A 16,951-nucleotide genomic window follows, 5' to 3' on the forward strand; every position below is an offset into this window, starting at 1 on the left:
GATGTTCCCCTCAGCCCGTGTACTGGGTGAAGACCTTGAGGTAGTCGTACGGCTGCTGCGTCACGCCGCTGCAGGCGTCGCCGTCGGTTCCCGAGCCGCAGGCCCGGTCGCGGTTGACGGCCCAGTAGGTGAGCCGTCCGATGTGGTGCTGCTGGGCGTAGGCGAGCATGGTCTTGAAGTCGGCCACCCGCACGCGCTCACCGGAGTCGTCTGTCTTGCCGTTCATCGACGACAGCCCGATGTGGGTGTAGGCGGTGGCGTCGCTGTAGCCGTACGCCGACTTCACCTGGGCCTTGAGTCCTTCCATGGCCTTGGTGGTGAGGCTGCCCATGTTGGTGGTACCGCCGCCGAAGTCGAACGGCATGATGCACCAGACGTCGTTCGCCAGACCGGAGTTCGCGGCCCGCTTGATCATGTCGGTACCGGTGGAGTCGGGGCCGCTGGAGGTGGTGCCGAAGGTGATGACGGTCTTCAGGCCGGAGTTGTTGGCCTTCACCGTCTTCAGCGCGTCGACCACCCGCTGCCGCACGGTCGCGTTGGACCACTCGGTGTTCTCGATGTCGATGTCGAGCGCCTTCAGCTTGTAGGCGTTGATCACCTTCTGGTAGGCGCCTGCGAGCGCAGAGGCGCTGGAGCACTTCTCGCCGAGCTTGTTCCCGCTCCAGCCGCCGACGGAGACGACGACGTCACCGCCCGCCGCTCTGATGGCGTTGATGGTGGACTGGTCGCTGCCACCGGTCAGCGGGCGGGAGCCGTCCCACTTCGGGTTGCAGGTGCCGTCGGAGAGGATGAAGGCGAGCGTGAACCACTTGACGCCCGTCGCGGACATCACGGAGGTCGGGTTCTGGGGACTGCCCCAGCCGAGGTACTCGTAGGGGGCCACGGCGAAGCCGGGTGAAGCGGCCGCCGCCTTCAGGGAGTTGGCGGGCTTGACCCGGATGAGCCGGGTCTCGCCCGGACGCAGGGTCGCGCTGTAGGAGTCGGCGATCACGCCCTTGTGGGATCCGGACCAGAGGTCGGTCACGTCACCCGAGCCGCTGAAGCCGACCTGCGACCAGTTCACGCTCACCGTCGCGTTGCCCGAGGTCCCGGTGTTGAACAGGGCCACGACGTACTGCCCGTCGCTCTCCTTCTTGCTCCAGACCTGTTTGACACCGCTGCTCACGATCCGCTTCGCGGCCACGCCGTCCTGGTCGACGCCGATCAGCCGGTCGTTGGTCAGCATCGCCTTGTCGACGGAGTCGAGTTGGGTGAGGTCGGTGCCGAGCAGCAGCGGGGCCGCCGCCATCGACCACAGCGTGAAGTGCGAGCGACGCTGGTCCGCCGTCAGACCCACCTGGTCGCCGTTGCCGATCTCCAGCGAGTCCAGGTCGTTCCAGCCACCCGGGCCGGCGTACTGCTGCCAGGAGGCGGCCGAGTCGAAGCGCTTGGAGACATGGGACCAGTCGGTCAGCGGATAGCCGCTGCCGTTGCTCCCCGGCCCGCAGTAGCACTCGACGTCACCCTGGGTGCGCCAACTGTTCGCCAGTTTCCGCCAGGTGGGGGCGTCGGCGATCGGCAGGTTGTTGGACAGGGCGAAGTTGATGGGCCGTCCGCTCGCCCGCAGCGCCTTGTCCCAGGCCTGGACGTCGGGGATGTCGGCGCTGCCCACCCCGTCGATCTTCAGGTAGTCGACACCCCAGGACGCGAACTGCTTGGCCCAGGAGTCGACGAACTCCTGCGCGCCCGGCTTGGAGTAGTCGATGTAGTACATGTTCTTGCAGTTGTAGTTCTTCTCGGTCTTCGAGGTGTCCGCGATGTCCTTCGCGTGGTACGAGGTCCCCTCGATCGGCGTGTTCTTGGTGACGGCGTTCTTGGCGATGCCGGGGGTGACGTAGAAGCCGAACTTCAGGCCCTTGGAGTGGACGTAGTCGGCCACCCCTTTGATGCCGTCCGGGAACTTGCTGGTGTCGACGGCCCAGCGACCGTAGCTGTCCACGGTGAAGCCGTTGGAATCGCACTTCTGCCAGAAGTCGTCGAGGTTGACGTAGACGAAGCCGTGGTCCTTGAGGCCACTGGAGACCAGCGCGTCGGCCTGCGCCTTGATCTTCGCCTCCGTCGGCGTGCGGCGCACGAAGCTCCAGCTGGACCAGCCCATGGCGGGCCGTACGGACTGGCCGTTGTCGGAGGCGGCCGCCGGGTGGGCGGTGCCCACGAGCGGCACCGCCGCGGCGAGCAATAGGCCCGCCGCCGCGGCCGTGAGGGATCTGAGACGGATCATGACTGTCCCCCGTTCGCGGGTGTGGCGTACGACGTGCCGATCCACGCCTCGTCGACCCGCAGTCGCTTGTAGCGGGTGGTGTCGCTGGATGCGGCCCAGGTGGTGTCGACCTCGAGCCGGACGTAGCGGGCGTTGGCGGCGGTCAGGTCGATGCCCTGGATGCCCCGGCGACTGGGCAGCTGGCCGGTCTTGACCGCGCTCCCCCAAGTCGAGCCGTCGTTGCTCAGGAACACCTTGTAGTCCTTGATCCGCGCCGACTGCTCGGTGCTCGAACGGGCGTAGGCCACGGAGTCCTCGCGCTGGTTGAGCCCGATGTACTGCACCTTCTTGGCCGAGCCGAGGTCGAAGGTGAGGTTCACGGGGAGCGTCTTGTTGTTGTCCCAGTAGGTGAGGTAGTCGCCGTCACCGGCCGCCGACGCGGCGTGCCCGCTCGCGGAAGCGCTCGCGCTGACCTTGACGCCGGTGAGGATGCCCTGGCGGCCGGCCGTCGTGACCTTGAACACCGTGTCGTACGGGTCCCAGTTGCCGAGCCCGCTCAGGGTGAGCACGCCACCGGACTGCGACCACGAGACCGCCGCTCCCGTGCGGAGGTTGGTGACGGAGGCGATGCGGTAGCCGTTGTCCCGCACGCGCAGGGTGCTGGTGCTGGGCGGGGTCAGGACGTGGATGTACTGCCGGTTGGCGTCGTCCTTGGCGATGGTCGTCACCCCGTACGCGCCGTCGTTCCAGGCGCCGGGCTTGAGGCCGCCGTACATGTAGCCGCCGCCCTCGGTGCCGTGCAGGGACTCCCAGATGGGGTCGAGGTAGGAGTCTGCGAAGGTGTTGAAGGATGCCTGGTTCGACGGGAACTTGCCGTTGACCTGGGCCGTCTCGGCCATCAGCGCCTTCACCGAGGAGCCGGCGTTGGTGATGAGGCGGCCGAGGGTGAGCGCGCGGTCGACGGAGGGGTTCGAGCCGTCGTACCACCACGCACCGGTCGAGGGCAGCTTGAAGTCAGCCTCGGTCAGGCGGGGTTGGGCGGTGTAGACGGCCTGCGGGTAGTCGTAGGCCGGGGTCATGCCCGTCTTCTGCTCATTGCTGATCATGTCCATGATCGGCGTGTCTTCGTTGTTGTTGCTGAGCGTGTAGTTCGGGCGCTTGTCGTAGATCTGCTGGTAGAGGTTGTGGCTCTCCCAGTAGGAGTTGTCGTTGTCGATCCAGAAGCCGCCGAGGTCGGGGTAGCGGTCCATGACCTCGAAGAAGTTGTCGTAACTGAACTGCCCGAAGCCGTCGTTGGTGGTCAGGTCGACGTTCTTGCCCTTGTAGGCGGAGTACGCGGACGAGTCGAGCCACTCGTGACCGCCCTCGTCGTGCCACTGAGGGTCGTTGGTCATGTAGAGGATGACCTTCATGCCCTTGGCCTTGGCGGCCGTGATCAGCTCACCCAGGAAGTCCCGCTTGGTGGAGCAGGATCCGGGGATCTTGGACGGCCAGGGGCGGGCGTAGCCGAGGCGGCTGTGGAAGGTGGCGAGGACCAGGTACTGGGTGTGCAGCTTCTGCGCCTCGTTCACCCAGTAGTCGGGGCTCCAGCCCCCGCTCGTGACGTCGTTCTCCCAGGCGGTGCAGCTGGTGTGGGCGGGTGCGGTGCGCAGGCCCCAGTGCAGGAACAGACCGCCGACGGAGGCGCGGAGGAAGTCCTGGCGGGGGTTCTCCAGGTCGAGCGGCTTCACCACCGTACTACTGCCGCAGTCCTGGCTGCCCGAGACGCGCAGGGCACCGCCGGAGGTGTTGTGACTGTCCGTCAGGCAGCCGCCGGTGACGTCCTGGAAGCCCACGTCGAACGGAGAGTTGCTGCCCTTCTGCGCGGTGAACCGGGTGAGCCGGATGCCGCTGGCCGCGTTGGCGATGAACGCGGGCCGGCCGTCGTTCGAGGCGAACTTCACCGAGCTGTCGGTGAACTGCACGTTGTCGGCGTTGTGCAGGTACCAGCCGTAGGCGGGCCGGGTGCCGATGCTCTTCGGGTTGTAGTCGGTCGAGTCGTTGCTGGGCACGCCCGTGGACATGGTGCCGTTGCCGCCGGGGACCGTGATGTTGACGTCGGTGAAGGTCACGCCGTTGATGCGGTGCCCGGACTCGCCCCACAGGGTCGGGCTGAAGGAGGGGCTGTTGCCGGTCGCCGTGATGTTGTCGTACGTGACGTTGCTGATCGATCCGACGCCGGGACTGTTGCCGCAGCGTTTGCGGGTGCCGATCTTCTGCATGATCGGCGAGTGGACGTTGGTCATCGTGATGTCGCGGTAGTGGACGTCGGAGATCTTCGAGCCGTCCATCGAGACCATGCCGAGCCCGGACTTGTCGGCGCCGTCGATACGGATGTTCTCGAACTGGTAGTCCGAGAAGTCGCCGCAGGTCTCGGAACCGAACATCAGGGCGTTGCAGCACTTGGCCCCGAGGGTCGAATCACTCACCCGCACATGCCCGTTGGGCAGCTTGGCGCCGAGCGCGTAGTCGCTCTTGAAGACCAGGGCGTCGTCGTTGGCGTGGATGGTGGCGTTGGTGATCGTGGCGTTGGTGGTGGAGATGACGTTCCAGCCGTCGCGGTCGCTCGCGGTGTCGATGGTCAGGTGGTCGGAGGTCACGTTGGTGCAGCCGTTGATGAGGGCCGCGAAGTGACCGCCCCGGCGCAGCGTGAGACCGTCGCCCATCCTGAGCCCGTCGCACCGGGTCAACGAGATGATCTTGTCGGCCTCGCCGGACTTCGGGTTGCCGGTGATCAGGTTGCCGGCGCCGTCGATGACGCCCTGCCCCACGAAGCCGATGTCGGTCAGCTTGTCACCGTAGATCATCGCGTCGTGGAAGTGGCTGTGGCCGTAGTCCTGGTAGTTGTCGTAGGGGTTGGACTCGGCCTTGTCGTAGGTGTCGGCGCTGGAGCCCTGGAGAGTGGCGCCCTTGTCGAGCTGGAGCGTCACATGGCTCTTCATGTGGAGGGTGTTCTTGGACTTGTAGGTTCCGGAGGGGAAGCGGACGGTGCCGCCGCCCGCCGCGTTCGCGGCCGTGATCGCCTTGTCGATGGCCGAACTGTCGTTGCTGGAGCCGTCGCCCTTGGCGCCGTAGTCGCGCACGTTGTACTCGGCGGCGGCGCGCGGCGCGGTGTGCGGGGCGGCGAGGGCCGCGGGGTGGGTGAGGCCGAGGACCACGGCCACCACGAACAGGATGACGGCCGCCGCTCGGCGGCCCGGACCGGTGGGGGGTTTCATGTGACGGCTCCTCACACGAGTTGGTAACCGCGGAGGTTGGTGAGCAGGAGATAGGTGTCCTGCAGGGACCCGGAGGTGTCGCCGAGGGAGCGGTAGATGCCCCACTTCGGCCGCACGCGGTCGGCCAGGAACGTGTCGACGCCGGTCTTCGACTTGTCGATGACGGTCGTGCCGCCGGACTTGAGGATCCAGCGGACGGAGCCCGCCGAGCCGTTGCCGACCTTGATCTGGAAGTCGACGTCGGTCCAGCTGTCGTGCAACGGGTCGAGATCCGTGCGGCCGATGAGGGTGCCGGAGATGGGCAGGGTCAGCTCGATGGTCTGCTTGCCGCTCACCCGGCGCAGCGACTGCGTGACGATCGGGGAGGAACCGGCACCGGGCTGCTTCATCTGCATGATGTGGGTGAAGGTGGTGGTCGCCTTCAGCGAGCTCGGGATGTACATCGAGTAGGTGACCCGCCAGGTCTGGCCCTCGTTCCACTTGAGGTAGCTGCTGGAGCTCGTGCGCAGACCCGTGACCTCCTGGCGCTGGCGGTCCGTCGAGGTGTCCCGGTCCACCATGTGCATGTTGAAGCGCCAGTTGTTGCCGGTGGCGAAGATGTGCGGATGCCCGGCGGGGTGCGAGTCGGCGCGGTCGTCCTCGATCGTCTCGAAGGCGCCGAGGCCGTCACTGCTCGCGGAAGGAGCCCACTTCTGCTGCCAGGAGGCGGCGTGGGCGGTGGCGGGCAGACCCAGCGTCGCCCCGGCCGCACCCGCGACCGCCGCGCCCAGCAGCGCCCTTCTGGACGTGCTCATGACACTAATCACCTCGCAGTTGTTCGTTCATGATCAGGAAGGCGCCCAGACCGTGGAAGTCGTTGGTGGCCCGGTCACGTGCGATGTAGTACGCGTAGTCGCCGACGTTGGTGCCGATGGAGATGTCGGCGAGGTTGGTGCGGCCGTCGGAGCCGACCGAGAGCTTCGCCAGCACGCCCTGGTAGCCGCGCTGCGCGACGGCGGCGTAGTGCGGGTCGAGGTAGCCCTGCTGGACGCCGCGGGAGAGGGCGTAGGTGAACATGCTGGAACAGGAGGTCTCGGTCCAGTCGTCGGACCGGTTGCCCTTGTCCATCACCTGGAACCAGCGCCCGGTCGCCGGGTCCTGGTACTTCTCCAGCCCCGCGGCCAGCTTGCGGAGGATGGTGAGCAGTTGGGGACGGCGGGACTGGTTCGCCGGAATGGCGTCCAGGACGTTGACGATCGCCATGGAGTACCAGCCGACGGCCCGGCACCAGTGCTCGGGGGCGAGCCCGGTCTGCGGATCGGCCCAACTGGCGCTCTTGGACTCGTCGTAGGCGTGCTTGAGCAGGCCGTTCGCGACCTGCAGATGGCTGCCGTAGACGTACAGCTGCTTGGCCGCCTCGTCGTCGGTGTACGCGCTGTCGCCGAACTCCTTGCCGTACTCGACGAGGAACGGGTTCACCATGTAGACGCCGTCCGCCCAGAGTTGATGGGCGCGGCTCGAGGTGTTCGCGTGCCAGAAACCGCCGTCGGCGGTGCGCGGGTAGGTGTTCAGGCGGTCGCGGATCTTCTTGGCCGCCTTGCGGTAGCGGTCCTGTCCGGTCTCGTGGTGCAGGATCACCAGGAGCCGGCCGGCCTGCATGCTGTCCAGGCTGTTGAAGGACTGGTCGATGGAGCCGTCGCTCTTCACGAACCGGTCGACATAGCTCTTGATGTAGGTGAGGTAGCGGGCCTCGTGGGTGCGCCGGTAGGTGAGGTACTGGCCGTAGAGGTAGAGGCCGACGGGGTAGGACCAACCGCCGATGCTGGTGGGCGTGTAGCGGGCCATGGTGGAGTCGACGACGGACGTCGACCAGTCGGGGGCGGCGGCCGGGCGGAGGGCCGCGGGGCCGGTGGGGGCGGTCGGCGCGGGTGCGGCCGCGGGCAGGGTGGTCAGGGCCGCACTGGCGAGGACCAGCCCGGTCAGTGCCGTTCGCAGGCGACGGCGTCTCATGTTCCTCCCTCTCGATCGGACGGGGAGACCCGGAAACATCGGAGGAAAACCGAACTAACTGTTCACATTCATGGATCGCGTTCAGGGACTCGTTCGATATCGCGATCCAGAGTTGCGGTCCGGAGGTTCAGCGGTCAATGGTCCGGACCGCAGAGGTCGGATCCATTTCCAGCCAATCTCGGTTTCCGACACTGACTCATCGGTCAGTTCGGACGGATTCTCCGGTCAGGAATGCATCACGGCTCGTGATCGTTGACGATGGGAGTACCACCTGACGACAACCGAAGGATCAAGAGCTCGTGAGCAGCAAGGTCCCCCCGATCATCCTGAACAACGGCGTCGAGATGCCCCAGCTGGGCTTCGGCGTCTGGCAGGTGCCGGACGACGAGGCGGAGCAGGCCGTCGCCACCGCGCTGGAGGCCGGGTACCGCAGCATCGACACAGCGGCGATCTACGGCAACGAGGAGGGCACGGGCAAGGCCATCGCCGCCTCCGGCGTCCCCCGCGAGGAAATCTTCGTCACCACCAAGCTCTGGAACTCCGAGCACGGGTACGACGCCACGCTGCGCGCCTTCGACGCGTCGCTGGAGAAGCTCGGTCTGGACTACCTCGACCTGTACCTGATCCACTGGCCGACTCCGGCCCGCGACAAGTACGTCGACACCTACAAGGCGTTCGAGAAGCTGCACGCCGACGGACGCGTCCGCGCGATCGGTGTCTCCAACTTCGAGCCGGAGCACCTGCGTCGGCTGATCGACGAGACGTCCGTCATCCCTGCGGTCGACCAGATCGAGCTGCACCCGCATCTGCAGCAGCGCGCGGCCCGGGAGTTCCACGCGGAGCAGGGCATCGCCACCGAGGCCTGGTCCCCGCTCGGTCAGGGCAAGGGCCTGCTGGAGGTCCCGGCGATCGTCGCCATCGCCCAGAAGCACGGGCGCACCCCGGCCCAGGTCGTGCTGCGCTGGCACCTCCAGCTCGGCAACATCGTGATCCCCAAGTCCGTGACGCCGTCCCGGATCCGGGAGAACATCGAGGTCTTCGACTTCAGCCTGGACACCGAGGACCTCGCGGCGATCAGCGCCCTGAACGAGGACCGGCGGCTGGGTCCGGACCCCTCGGCGTTCAATATGGCCTGAGCCGCTGCCACGGCCACCACGGCCTGACGGCACTCACCCGCGGGGTCTCCTCCCGCACCACGGGCCGGGCAGCCGGGGCCGGGCCCGGAACCGGCTGCTGGGCCGTGGAGTTCCGCCAGGCCAGGACGATGTCGCCGTACGCCTGGTCGGCGAAGTAGTCGGAGTGACCGAGCGGCTCCTCGTAGCAGGAGTCGCCGGGCCGCAGCCCGAAGCTGCACGGATCCAGCAACTGCCGGTCCGGCGCGCCGGGCAGGCATCCCGCCGCCGCCCTCGGCCGGGCGGCCGCATGGGGCGGCAGGGGGTCGTCGACGATGACCCAGCCGCCGATCGGATCGCTGGGACGGTAGAGGTTGTTCCAGCGCCAACGCCCTTCGTCCGTCAGGAGTTCGCCCACCCGTCGCAGCGTGCGGACGTCGAAGTAGGCCGGGAAGAACCGCACGTACAGCCGGGTCACCGGGTTGCCGTAGGTGAGGAGCGCGGTCCTCTTGCTCGCCGGCGTCCTGGCCTGCAGCAGCACGGCCGTCCCGATGACACAGCCCTGCGAATGGCAGGAGAAGACCACCCGTCCGTCCTTCGCCGGGTCCCCTGTGGCAGGGGTCAGGTACTCCAGGCGCTCCAGCAGATCGGGGACCGTGCGCTCGGCGTAGCAGGGCGGGGCGAAGGGGTGGGTGGCCCGGGGCCAGAAGGTGCCGATGTCCCACAGCACACCGACCGTGCGGCGGAAACGCTCACTGCGGTAGGCCTGCCGCCCGGCCCACAGGATGGCCGCGACCAGGCCGGTGAGCACGAGGTTCGCCAGGGTCAGGAACCAGCGCGGCCCCTCGGTGACCAGCCGCACACCCAGGATCAGACCGAGGACGGTGCCCGCCACGGTGATCAGGGCGACCGTCGCCAGCAGCCGCCCGAGGACCGACTGCGCGGCCCCGTCGAGCCGTCCGGCCAGGTCCCAGGACGCGGCGATCCGTGTGCACCGCACCCCTTGCTCGTCCCGGTCCACCTCCGCCTCGGGATAGGCGTCGGCGACCTGGCGCGCGGACGCGGCGCGGCCGCGTCGGATCCCCGCCCACGCCATCCCCGTCAGCGCCACGGCGGCCGCCGTGCTCGCGAGCCCGACCGCGGCCGCCCAGTAGTACGCGGTCGGTACGACCAACAGCCGCTGGCCGCCGGGATTCGGGGTCTGTCCGGGCACCGCGGGAGCGCCCAGGATCTCGGCCACGCGCAGGGTCAGACCGGCCGACAGAGCCGTCGCCAGCGCGGTGGCGAGCAGGGCGACCCCGCTCATGGTCAGCCCGCCCCACGCCGGGCGCGGGAAGTCCGGGTTGTCGAAGCCGGACTCGCGGTCCTCGCCCCTCCGCCCGCGCAACGCCCCGATCATCCCCGGGACATGGGTGACGAACAGGACCGCCAGCAGCGCTCCCTGCGCGCCCAGCACCCACTGGGTCGCCCCCACCTGCCACGGCAGTTCGGCGGGAGCGGGCCCGAGCCGCTCGTCGCGCCACACGGCCACCACCACGGCACCCGCCGTCAGCAGTGCCGCGGCGAGCGGCAGCAGCGAGTACCCGTCCCGGTCACGCTTCAACGGCTCGCCCACCGTGGGCTGTTCCCGCTTCCCCGTACGCGGCAGCGCGACCCGCAGGACCACCCAGGCCAGCAGAACCAACAGCGCCAGCAGTACGGCGTTGCGCGCGTCGCCCAGCGGTGTCGTACCCCAGCCGGAGCCGTGCCACAGGCGGGTGAGGTCACGGCCGGGCGGCAGGGGCGCCAGCAGCAGCACACCCACCAGCGCGGTCGCTCCCGCGACATGCAGCAGACGCAGCCTGCGCACGGCCGCGTTCCCGTTCCACAACTGCCGGTTCTCCAGCAGGGTCCGGTTGTCGGGGTGCTGCACGCTCTGCGGCACGGGCCGCTTCTCGAACCGCGCCCACGTGGTGTGCGCCAGGTACCACAGCAGCCCGATGACGGCCAGCGGAAGCACCGCGGCGACGGCGAGATGGCGTCCGGTCCCGGCGAGCCATCCGTACCGCATCCAGTTCAGCCACACCACACCGCCGTTCGCGCAGTGCGGACCGCCCGTCCCCGCTGCGCCGCACTGCCATCCGACCAGGTCCATCGAGACCGAGGTCGCGGCCAGCACGGCGGTCCCGGTGAGGGACAGCGCGAGCAGCCGCTGGGCCACGATCCGCGCCTCCACCGAGCGCCGTCGCCGCTCGGCGGAGTGTCCCGGGTCCATGTAGAAGGCCATGTTGAGCAGCATGAACGGCAGCAGGAGCAGCCACAGGGCCCGCTTGTTGTCGCCCGAGGTCAGCCCGCCCCACGAGTAGCCTTCACGCCGGAACCCCGGCGGATCGTCCGTGCCCCGGCGGCTGTCCCAGACCCGCCGGTAGAAGCCGGCCTGCCGGTCCCCGGCCACCCGCAGCACCGCGGGATGCCCGAGTTCCGACTCCGGCGAGGTTCCTCCCACGCCGTGGACCCGCAACTCGGTCCAGCCGTCGGTGCCTTCGTTGACGTAACGGTCCATGACCGCCCCCGTTCCCCCGAACAGAACATGTCCAGGATGACGGGTTCGCGCCCGGTCGAACCCTTTGCGGCAGCCGCGAGTTCAGATGCGGACGGCGGAGCCTCAGGTGCCCCGCACGTCGGTGAAGACGATCTCGAACTCCTCCAGTCCGGTCACCGTCACATGGGCCTTGGCCGCGCCCTCGTGCCGGGCCGCCGCCTGGGCGGCGCGGGAGGCGACGAGGGAGCCTCGGTCGGTGAACAGGGCGCCGACCAGGCCGCGTCCACGCTGCCGGTCGACGAGCAGGGACGCCCTGGCCAGCCCGGGCAGCGTCTCCAGCCGGGGCACCACCGACGACCGGAAGGTGTCGGCGAGCAGATCGGCGTCCATGGGGTCCAACTCCAGCCGGGTGAGGCGCAGTCCGCCGCCCTGTGCGGGCTGCCGGACCTGGTGGAAGACCAGGGCCTCGTAGTTTTCGACCGCGGTCGTCGCCGCGAACGGCTCCAGCAGCGATCCGCGCCGCTCCCGCATGACCTCGTCGCTGTTGCGCCGGGCCTCCTCGGTCTGCCACCAGCTCACCGCGAGCAGCTTGCCGAGCTCCCGGTCCACGAAGATGCCCGACCCGCGGTAGCCGGGACGCTCCTCCAGCAGGTCCCGCCCCTGCGAGTTCAACGCCCTGATGGCCGTGTCGACCTGCGCGGGATCCCCGGTCACGTACACCGTCCGAACGAACATGCCCCTCGCCTCCCGAAGCCGAGCGCTGTGCGGAATGTACGATATGGCCAGTCTTCTCCTGTGCGGGGAACGCTGCAATCAGGGCGACTCGGCGGACCCGTCGTCACGCGGGTTCGTACGGCGGCCTCCCACCGTGACGTACGCGCTCACCAGGATCAGCCCGCACCCCGCCCACTGCGCGAGCGTCGGCCGCTCCCCCAGGATCCAGGCACCCAGCAGCACCGCGCCGACAGGGGTGAGCAGCAGCAGGACCGCGCCGGTGTGGCTCGGCAGGCGGGGCGAGTTGAGGGCCACCAGGAGCCAGCCGACGATCTGGCTGCTCAGCGCGACCAGGGCGAGCCAGCCCAGGGTGTGCCAGGGCGGGGTGAGGTCGAGGGCGCCCCAGGCGGCGCCGCCGAGCGCGGAGACGACGGTCGCGGACAGGATCACCACCGTGTACGTCGTACGGACATGTCCGTGGAAGCCGCCGCGGCGCAGCAGGAACAGGAAGCCGGAGTAGCTCAGGGCGGCGAGGACCGCGTGGACGGTGCCCGCGACGGGGTCGCTGCCGCTCGCGCCGTGCTCGAGGAGCCCGCCGGTCAGCACGACCCCGGCGATCATCGCCGGGAGCCAGAGCAGGAAGCGGCGGGGGATGTGCTCCCGGTCCACCGCCCAGGCCAGCAGCGGTACCAGGACGACCTGCACGTTGACCAGCACGGTCGACAGCCCGGCGCCCACCTCGGTGATCGACCTGGCCCACAGCAGGGCGTCCACGGCGAACAGCGCGCCGCCCGCGACGCCGTAGAGCAGTTGGCGGCGCGGTGGCCGGCCCTCACGCCGGAACTCGGGCAGGGCCAGCGGCGCCAGGACGGGCAGGGCGAGCAGACAGCGGTACGCGGATGCGGTGCCCGCGTCGGCGCCGGACAGTTCGATGAAGACCGGCGACAGGGACAGCGACAGCGCGCCGGCCGCCTGGCCCCACCCCGGGCCGCCGAAGGCCCGGGCGGGGCGTCGGCGCTGCGGGGCGAGGTCGGTACGGGCCACCCGGCGGCCTCCTCAGGACGGGTACGCGGCGGGGCGGTCGCCCCGAGTACCCGTGTACCGGCCATCTACGCGGGACCGGCTTCCCCGCGGTGAGCTGGCGCTTTCCACTCCAGCCCCAACCGCACACCCAGACAGGGCCGTTCACGGGGTTGACGCGGGCATGCTCGCGGGTCCACCTTGTACGCCAACCCGGTCAGGAAAGTTTCCTAACAGAAGGGTCTCCCCACAGTGCGCATCCGAACACTGACCCTCGCCGCGGCCTCCGGGGCCGCCCTGCTCGCCGCCGGAGTGCTCCCCGCGAACGCTTCCGGCGCCGTCCATCCGACGTCCGCCCAGGAGGGCTCGGTCAGCGCGGCCGACCTGCTCGCCAAGGTGACGTCCTGTTCCCAGATCTCCAACGGCAAGTACAAGACCGACGACGAGACCTCGGCCACCATCCCGGTGTGCGGCAAGAACGGCGCCGTGTTCTGGAAGGCCGACATGGACATCGACTGCGACGGCCAGCGGACCACGAACTGCAACGAGGACCGCGACCCCTGGTACCAGGACGACACGGCCTTCCACCAGTCGAACGGCAAGCCGCTGAAGGCCGAGTCGCTGCCGTACATCGTGGTGCCCAGCTCCAGCAGCATCTGGAAGTACTCCAGCTACGGCATCAAGGGCGGCGGTGTGGTCGCCGTGATCTACAACAACAAGGTCGAGTACGCCGTCGTCGGCGACACCGGCCCCACGAAGATCATCGGTGAGGCCTCGTACGCCACCGCGAAGGCGCTCGGCATCGACCCCGACCCGGCGACCGGCGGGGCCGACTCCGGCGTGACGTACATCCTGTTCAAGAACTCGCAGGTATCCCCCATCGAGAGCCACAGCGCGGCGGTCTCGCTGGGCCAGCAGTTGGCGAAGCAGTTCATCACCAACAACTGAGGGGGCGGCCCGGGCAGCCCGACGTCCCTTGCGGGAGGGTCAGTTGGGCTGCCCGATCGGCCGTACGACGACGGTGTTGACGTCGACGCCCGCGGGCTGCCGGATCGCCCAGAGAACCGAGTCGGCGATCTGGTCGGCGGTCAGCAGATGGCCCGGCGGCAGACTGCCGTACTCGTCCCAGAACGGCGTCTCCACCCGGCCCGGGGCGATCAGGGTCACGCCGACGCCCCACTCGGTGACCTGGCGCCGGGTGTTCTCGGCGAGACCGGTCACCGCCCACTTGGTCGCCCCGTAGATGTTGCCGGGCGTGTTCACGAAACCGGCCACGCTGCCGACCAGAACGATCCGGCCCCCGCTCTCCTTCAGCGCGTCGACGGACGCCCTGACGAGAAGCGCGGGGCCGAGCACGTTGGTCAGCACCATGTCCCTCCAGCCGGCCGGGTCGCCCTCCGCGACCGAGTCGTGGGTGGCGTACCCGGCGTTGGCGACGACCGTGTCCAGCCGCCCGAACTCCTTCAGCGTGGCCGCGACGGCCGACTGCACGTCGTCCCACTCGGCGGCGTTCCCGGCGATCGTCAACAGGCCCTCCGGCTCACCGAGTTCGGCGGCGAAGGCGCGCAGCCGCTCCTCCCGGCGCCCGGTGACGGCGACGCGGTGCCCGGCGTCGAGCAACCGCCGCGCGACAGCGGCACCGATGCCGCTGCCGCCACCGGTGATCAGCGCGACCCGGGACGCGGTACTGGTGGACATGGTTACCCCCTGTGTTCCGTACGGACGTTCCGTGCGAACGAAGGGAGTGAACCAGTTGAAGCACTCTCGAAGTCAAGGGCGACGGACGGGCGACGAAGGCCGGCGACGAAGGCCCGGCGGACATTCGGCGGGGCCTCGGAGTACCGACGGGCCGAAGCGCCCATCGCATCGCGACACGCGCGACACCCGTCGGCGCGGGCCCGGCACCGCTCGCAGCACGGGCCGTGCGCCGCTGTGCCCCGGCGGCCTGCCTCCCGTCACACCCCCGCTTCCGGCACCTGGCCACGGCGCGAGGCCCCTCTCACACCGCGTGGGCGGCCGTGTGCACCGTGTGGGCCGCCAGGACGAAGACGTCCGGGCGGTGGTGGACGCCTGCCTTGTCGTCCGGGTCGAGGAGGCGATCGAGGGTGCTGCGGTCGTCGGCGTCGAGGTGGTCGGCGAAGGCCTCGCGGAAGCGCGAGAGGGTGGCGGCGACGTAGGCACGGGCGCGGTCCTTGGCGGGAGCCGGGAGGTCGAGGAGGAAGGTGCGGCTGCCGGTGGGACGCAGGCCCGCCGCCGTCATCAGGCCCGGCCAGTCCTCGGCCTCCGCCACCGTGCCGGGCAGACTCGCCCGCATCCCGGCGAACCACTCCTCCTCCAGCGCGTCCAGCCGCGCCTGCAGACCGGGGCGCCCGATGCCGATGTCCCGGGGCAGGAAGCGCGCCGGCAGCCCGCCCTCCATGATCGCCAGCGTGCCCCCGGGCGCGAGCCGCTCGGCGAACGCGGCGAGGGCGGCCCGCTGGTCACCGAGGTGATGCAGACTGCGGCTGGCCCACAGCAGGTCCGCCGGATAGTCCAACTCCTCCAGCACGCCCGGCAGTTCACCGGCGACCGTACTGAAGCGGTCGCCCACGCCGAGCCGTTCCGCCCGCGCCCTGGCCCGCTCCAGCAGCGGCTCGGAGCTGTCGACCGCGACGACCCGGGCCCCCGGGAAGGCCTCCGCGAGCAGACACGCGACCACACCCGGACCGCTGCCCGCGTCGACGATCAGCCCCGGTTCCGTCTGCTTGTCGGTCAGCCAGGCCAGGGCCCTCTCGTACAGCGAGGTGAACAGCTCCGCCTGGGCCTCCAGCAGCGGGGCCATCTCCGACCAGTCGATGTCGCCGTGGTCGTGGCGACCGGGCTGGTGGGTGCCGTGCTCGTGGTTGCCGTGGTGTCCGTGCGCCATGGAAGTCAGCCTCTCGTCCGCTGCGGCTCAGCGTGCGCCGACGCACCGCGGGACGGCAAGCGGAGTTGCCGTGACGGCAAAAATCCGGCGGCATCCGGCGGCATCCCGCGGCTTCCGTCGGCAGGAAATTGGGATGCGCTCGGCGGGACCGCTCACCGACGATGGCCCGATGGACGACGTACTGGTGGAGCGCTTCCTCGCGGACGGGTTCGTGAAGATCGAGGGGGCGTTCCCGCCCAGGGTCGCCGAGGACTGCGCACGGCTGCTGTGGCGGGAGACGGGGTACGACCCGCAGGACCCCGGCACCTGGAAGGACCCGGTGGTGTGGGTGGGCGGCATGGCCCAGGGCCCGTTCGCCGCGGCGGCCAACTCCCCCGTACTGCATGAGGCGTTCGACCTGCTGGTGGGTGAGGGCCGCTGGCTGCCGCGCTACTCCCTGGGCAGCTTCCCGCTCCGGTTCCCGCACGAGGAGGAGCCGGACGACGCAGGCTGGCACATCGAGGGAAGCTACCTCCCGGAAGGGGAGAGCTGGTACTTCACCAACCTCCGCTCCCGGGACCGCGCCCTGCTGATGCTGTTCCTGTTCAGCGAGGTGACCGAGGCGGACGCCCCGACCCGCATCCGGATCTCCTCCCACCTGGACGTCCCGCCCCTGCTGGAGCCGTACGGGGAGACGGGCGTCTCGGGCCTCGAGATAGCGCCGAAGCTGGTCGAGGCCTCGGCGCACCGCCCCGTCACCCACGCCACCGGCTCCCCCGGCGACGTCTACCTCTGCCACCCCTTCCTGATCCACGCGGCCCAGCCCCACCACGGCACCCGCCCCCGCTTCATGGCCCAGCCACCCCTGATGCCGGCGGTCCCGTACGAACTGAACCGCCCTGACGGTAACCATTCGGCGGTGGAATTCGCGATACGCCGAGGTCTGGCCAGGAAGGCCTGACCGCGGCGGATCTGTCTTCCAGGGGCGCGGGGCTGTATCGATGTGCGGCTACCGCCGCGTGGGCACGACCAGCCACATCGACCCGCAGTTCCCGACCCAGCGCAACCGAAGCGGCCTATTCAGTCGACGGCGCAGGGGACGGCCTGGACTCCGACGTCCCCGGGGGCGACGGCCGTCGCGGCCTGGGCGGTACCGGCGACCAGCGCCAGGGCGGCGAGTATCGCTGTTCTGGTACGACTCATGAGTGCGGGTTT

At 69.6% G+C, this 16,951-nt stretch carries 13 protein-coding genes; 3 read left to right on the top strand and 10 right to left on the bottom strand.

Features of this window, described 5'->3' with window-relative positions; all coding sequences use genetic code 11:
* Window positions 1–10: 10 nt before the first annotated feature.
* The 4 genes from ABZZ74_RS00740 to ABZZ74_RS00755 are packed head-to-tail and all read right to left on the bottom strand — an operon-like array spanning window position 11 to window position 7,485.
* Window positions 11–2,260, bottom strand: coding sequence for an alpha-galactosidase (locus ABZZ74_RS00740; protein ID WP_356760707.1), 2,250 nt, complete (start codon window positions 2,258–2,260; stop codon window positions 11–13).
* Window positions 2,257–5,496 (bottom strand): glycosyl hydrolase family 28 protein, encoded by a 3,240-nt coding sequence (locus tag ABZZ74_RS00745; protein ID WP_356760709.1) that lies wholly within the window; start codon window positions 5,494–5,496, stop codon window positions 2,257–2,259. The genes ABZZ74_RS00740 and ABZZ74_RS00745 overlap by 4 nt, the downstream gene beginning before the upstream one ends.
* Window positions 5,497–5,507: 11 nt before the next feature.
* Complete coding sequence (locus ABZZ74_RS00750) at window positions 5,508–6,290, bottom strand: heparin lyase I family protein (RefSeq protein ID WP_356760711.1); 783 nt, start codon at window positions 6,288–6,290, stop codon at window positions 5,508–5,510.
* A gap of 4 nt (window positions 6,291–6,294) precedes the next feature.
* The gene (locus tag ABZZ74_RS00755) at window positions 6,295–7,485 is read right to left on the bottom strand and encodes a glycoside hydrolase family 88 protein (RefSeq protein WP_356760712.1); all 1,191 of its coding nucleotides are present in this window, start codon (window positions 7,483–7,485) and stop codon (window positions 6,295–6,297) included.
* Window positions 7,486–7,784: 299 nt separating this feature from the next.
* Between ABZZ74_RS00755 and ABZZ74_RS00760 the strand changes: the two genes are divergently transcribed.
* Window positions 7,785–8,621, top strand: coding sequence for an aldo/keto reductase (locus tag ABZZ74_RS00760; RefSeq protein ID WP_356760714.1), 837 nt, complete (start codon window positions 7,785–7,787; stop codon window positions 8,619–8,621).
* Here the strand turns inward: ABZZ74_RS00760 and ABZZ74_RS00765 are convergent.
* The 3 genes from ABZZ74_RS00765 to ABZZ74_RS00775 all read right to left on the bottom strand — a co-directional run bounded on the left by ABZZ74_RS00765 (window position 8,608) and on the right by ABZZ74_RS00775 (window position 12,876).
* Window positions 8,608–11,139: a hypothetical protein gene (locus ABZZ74_RS00765; RefSeq protein WP_356760715.1), complete on the bottom strand. Its 2,532-nt coding sequence runs from the start codon at window positions 11,137–11,139 to the stop codon at window positions 8,608–8,610. The genes ABZZ74_RS00760 and ABZZ74_RS00765 overlap by 14 nt on opposite strands.
* 102 nt (window positions 11,140–11,241) lie before the next feature.
* Window positions 11,242–11,853, bottom strand: coding sequence for a hypothetical protein (locus ABZZ74_RS00770; RefSeq protein ID WP_356760717.1), 612 nt, complete (start codon window positions 11,851–11,853; stop codon window positions 11,242–11,244).
* A 78-nt stretch (window positions 11,854–11,931) separates the two neighbouring features.
* Window positions 11,932–12,876 carry a DMT family transporter gene (locus ABZZ74_RS00775; RefSeq protein WP_356760718.1) on the bottom strand — a complete coding sequence of 315 codons (945 nt, stop codon included), beginning with the start codon at window positions 12,874–12,876 and terminating at the stop codon, window positions 11,932–11,934.
* 228 nt (window positions 12,877–13,104) lie between these two features.
* Here ABZZ74_RS00775 and ABZZ74_RS00780 point away from each other — a divergent pair, with 228 nt between their 5' ends.
* Complete coding sequence (locus ABZZ74_RS00780; RefSeq protein ID WP_356760719.1) at window positions 13,105–13,800, top strand: glycoside hydrolase family 75 protein; 696 nt, start codon at window positions 13,105–13,107, stop codon at window positions 13,798–13,800.
* 39 nt (window positions 13,801–13,839) lie between these two features.
* Here ABZZ74_RS00780 and ABZZ74_RS00785 read toward each other — a convergent pair whose 3' ends face one another.
* Together ABZZ74_RS00785 and ABZZ74_RS00790 are read right to left on the bottom strand one after the other, a co-directional pair.
* Window positions 13,840–14,550: an SDR family oxidoreductase gene (locus tag ABZZ74_RS00785; protein ID WP_356760721.1), complete on the bottom strand. Its 711-nt coding sequence runs from the start codon at window positions 14,548–14,550 to the stop codon at window positions 13,840–13,842.
* A gap of 301 nt (window positions 14,551–14,851) precedes the next feature.
* Window positions 14,852–15,757, bottom strand: a complete 906-nt coding sequence (locus tag ABZZ74_RS00790) for a methyltransferase domain-containing protein (RefSeq protein ID WP_356760723.1) — start codon at window positions 15,755–15,757, stop codon at window positions 14,852–14,854.
* Window positions 15,758–15,926: 169 nt separating this feature from the next.
* Here ABZZ74_RS00790 and ABZZ74_RS00795 point away from each other — a divergent pair, with 169 nt between their 5' ends.
* Window positions 15,927–16,697 (top strand): phytanoyl-CoA dioxygenase family protein, encoded by a 771-nt coding sequence (locus tag ABZZ74_RS00795; protein WP_356760724.1) that lies wholly within the window; start codon window positions 15,927–15,929, stop codon window positions 16,695–16,697.
* Between the two features lie 119 nt (window positions 16,698–16,816).
* Here the strand turns inward: ABZZ74_RS00795 and ABZZ74_RS00800 are convergent, their stop codons facing one another.
* Entirely contained in the window at window positions 16,817–16,939 is a 123-nt protein-coding gene (locus ABZZ74_RS00800) for a hypothetical protein (protein ID WP_356760726.1), read from the bottom strand.
* Between the last annotated feature and the right edge of the window lie 12 nt (window positions 16,940–16,951).

Source organism: Streptomyces sp. NPDC006476, assembly GCF_040612015.1.
Classification (GTDB): domain Bacteria; phylum Actinomycetota; class Actinomycetes; order Streptomycetales; family Streptomycetaceae; genus Streptomyces; species Streptomyces griseorubiginosus_B.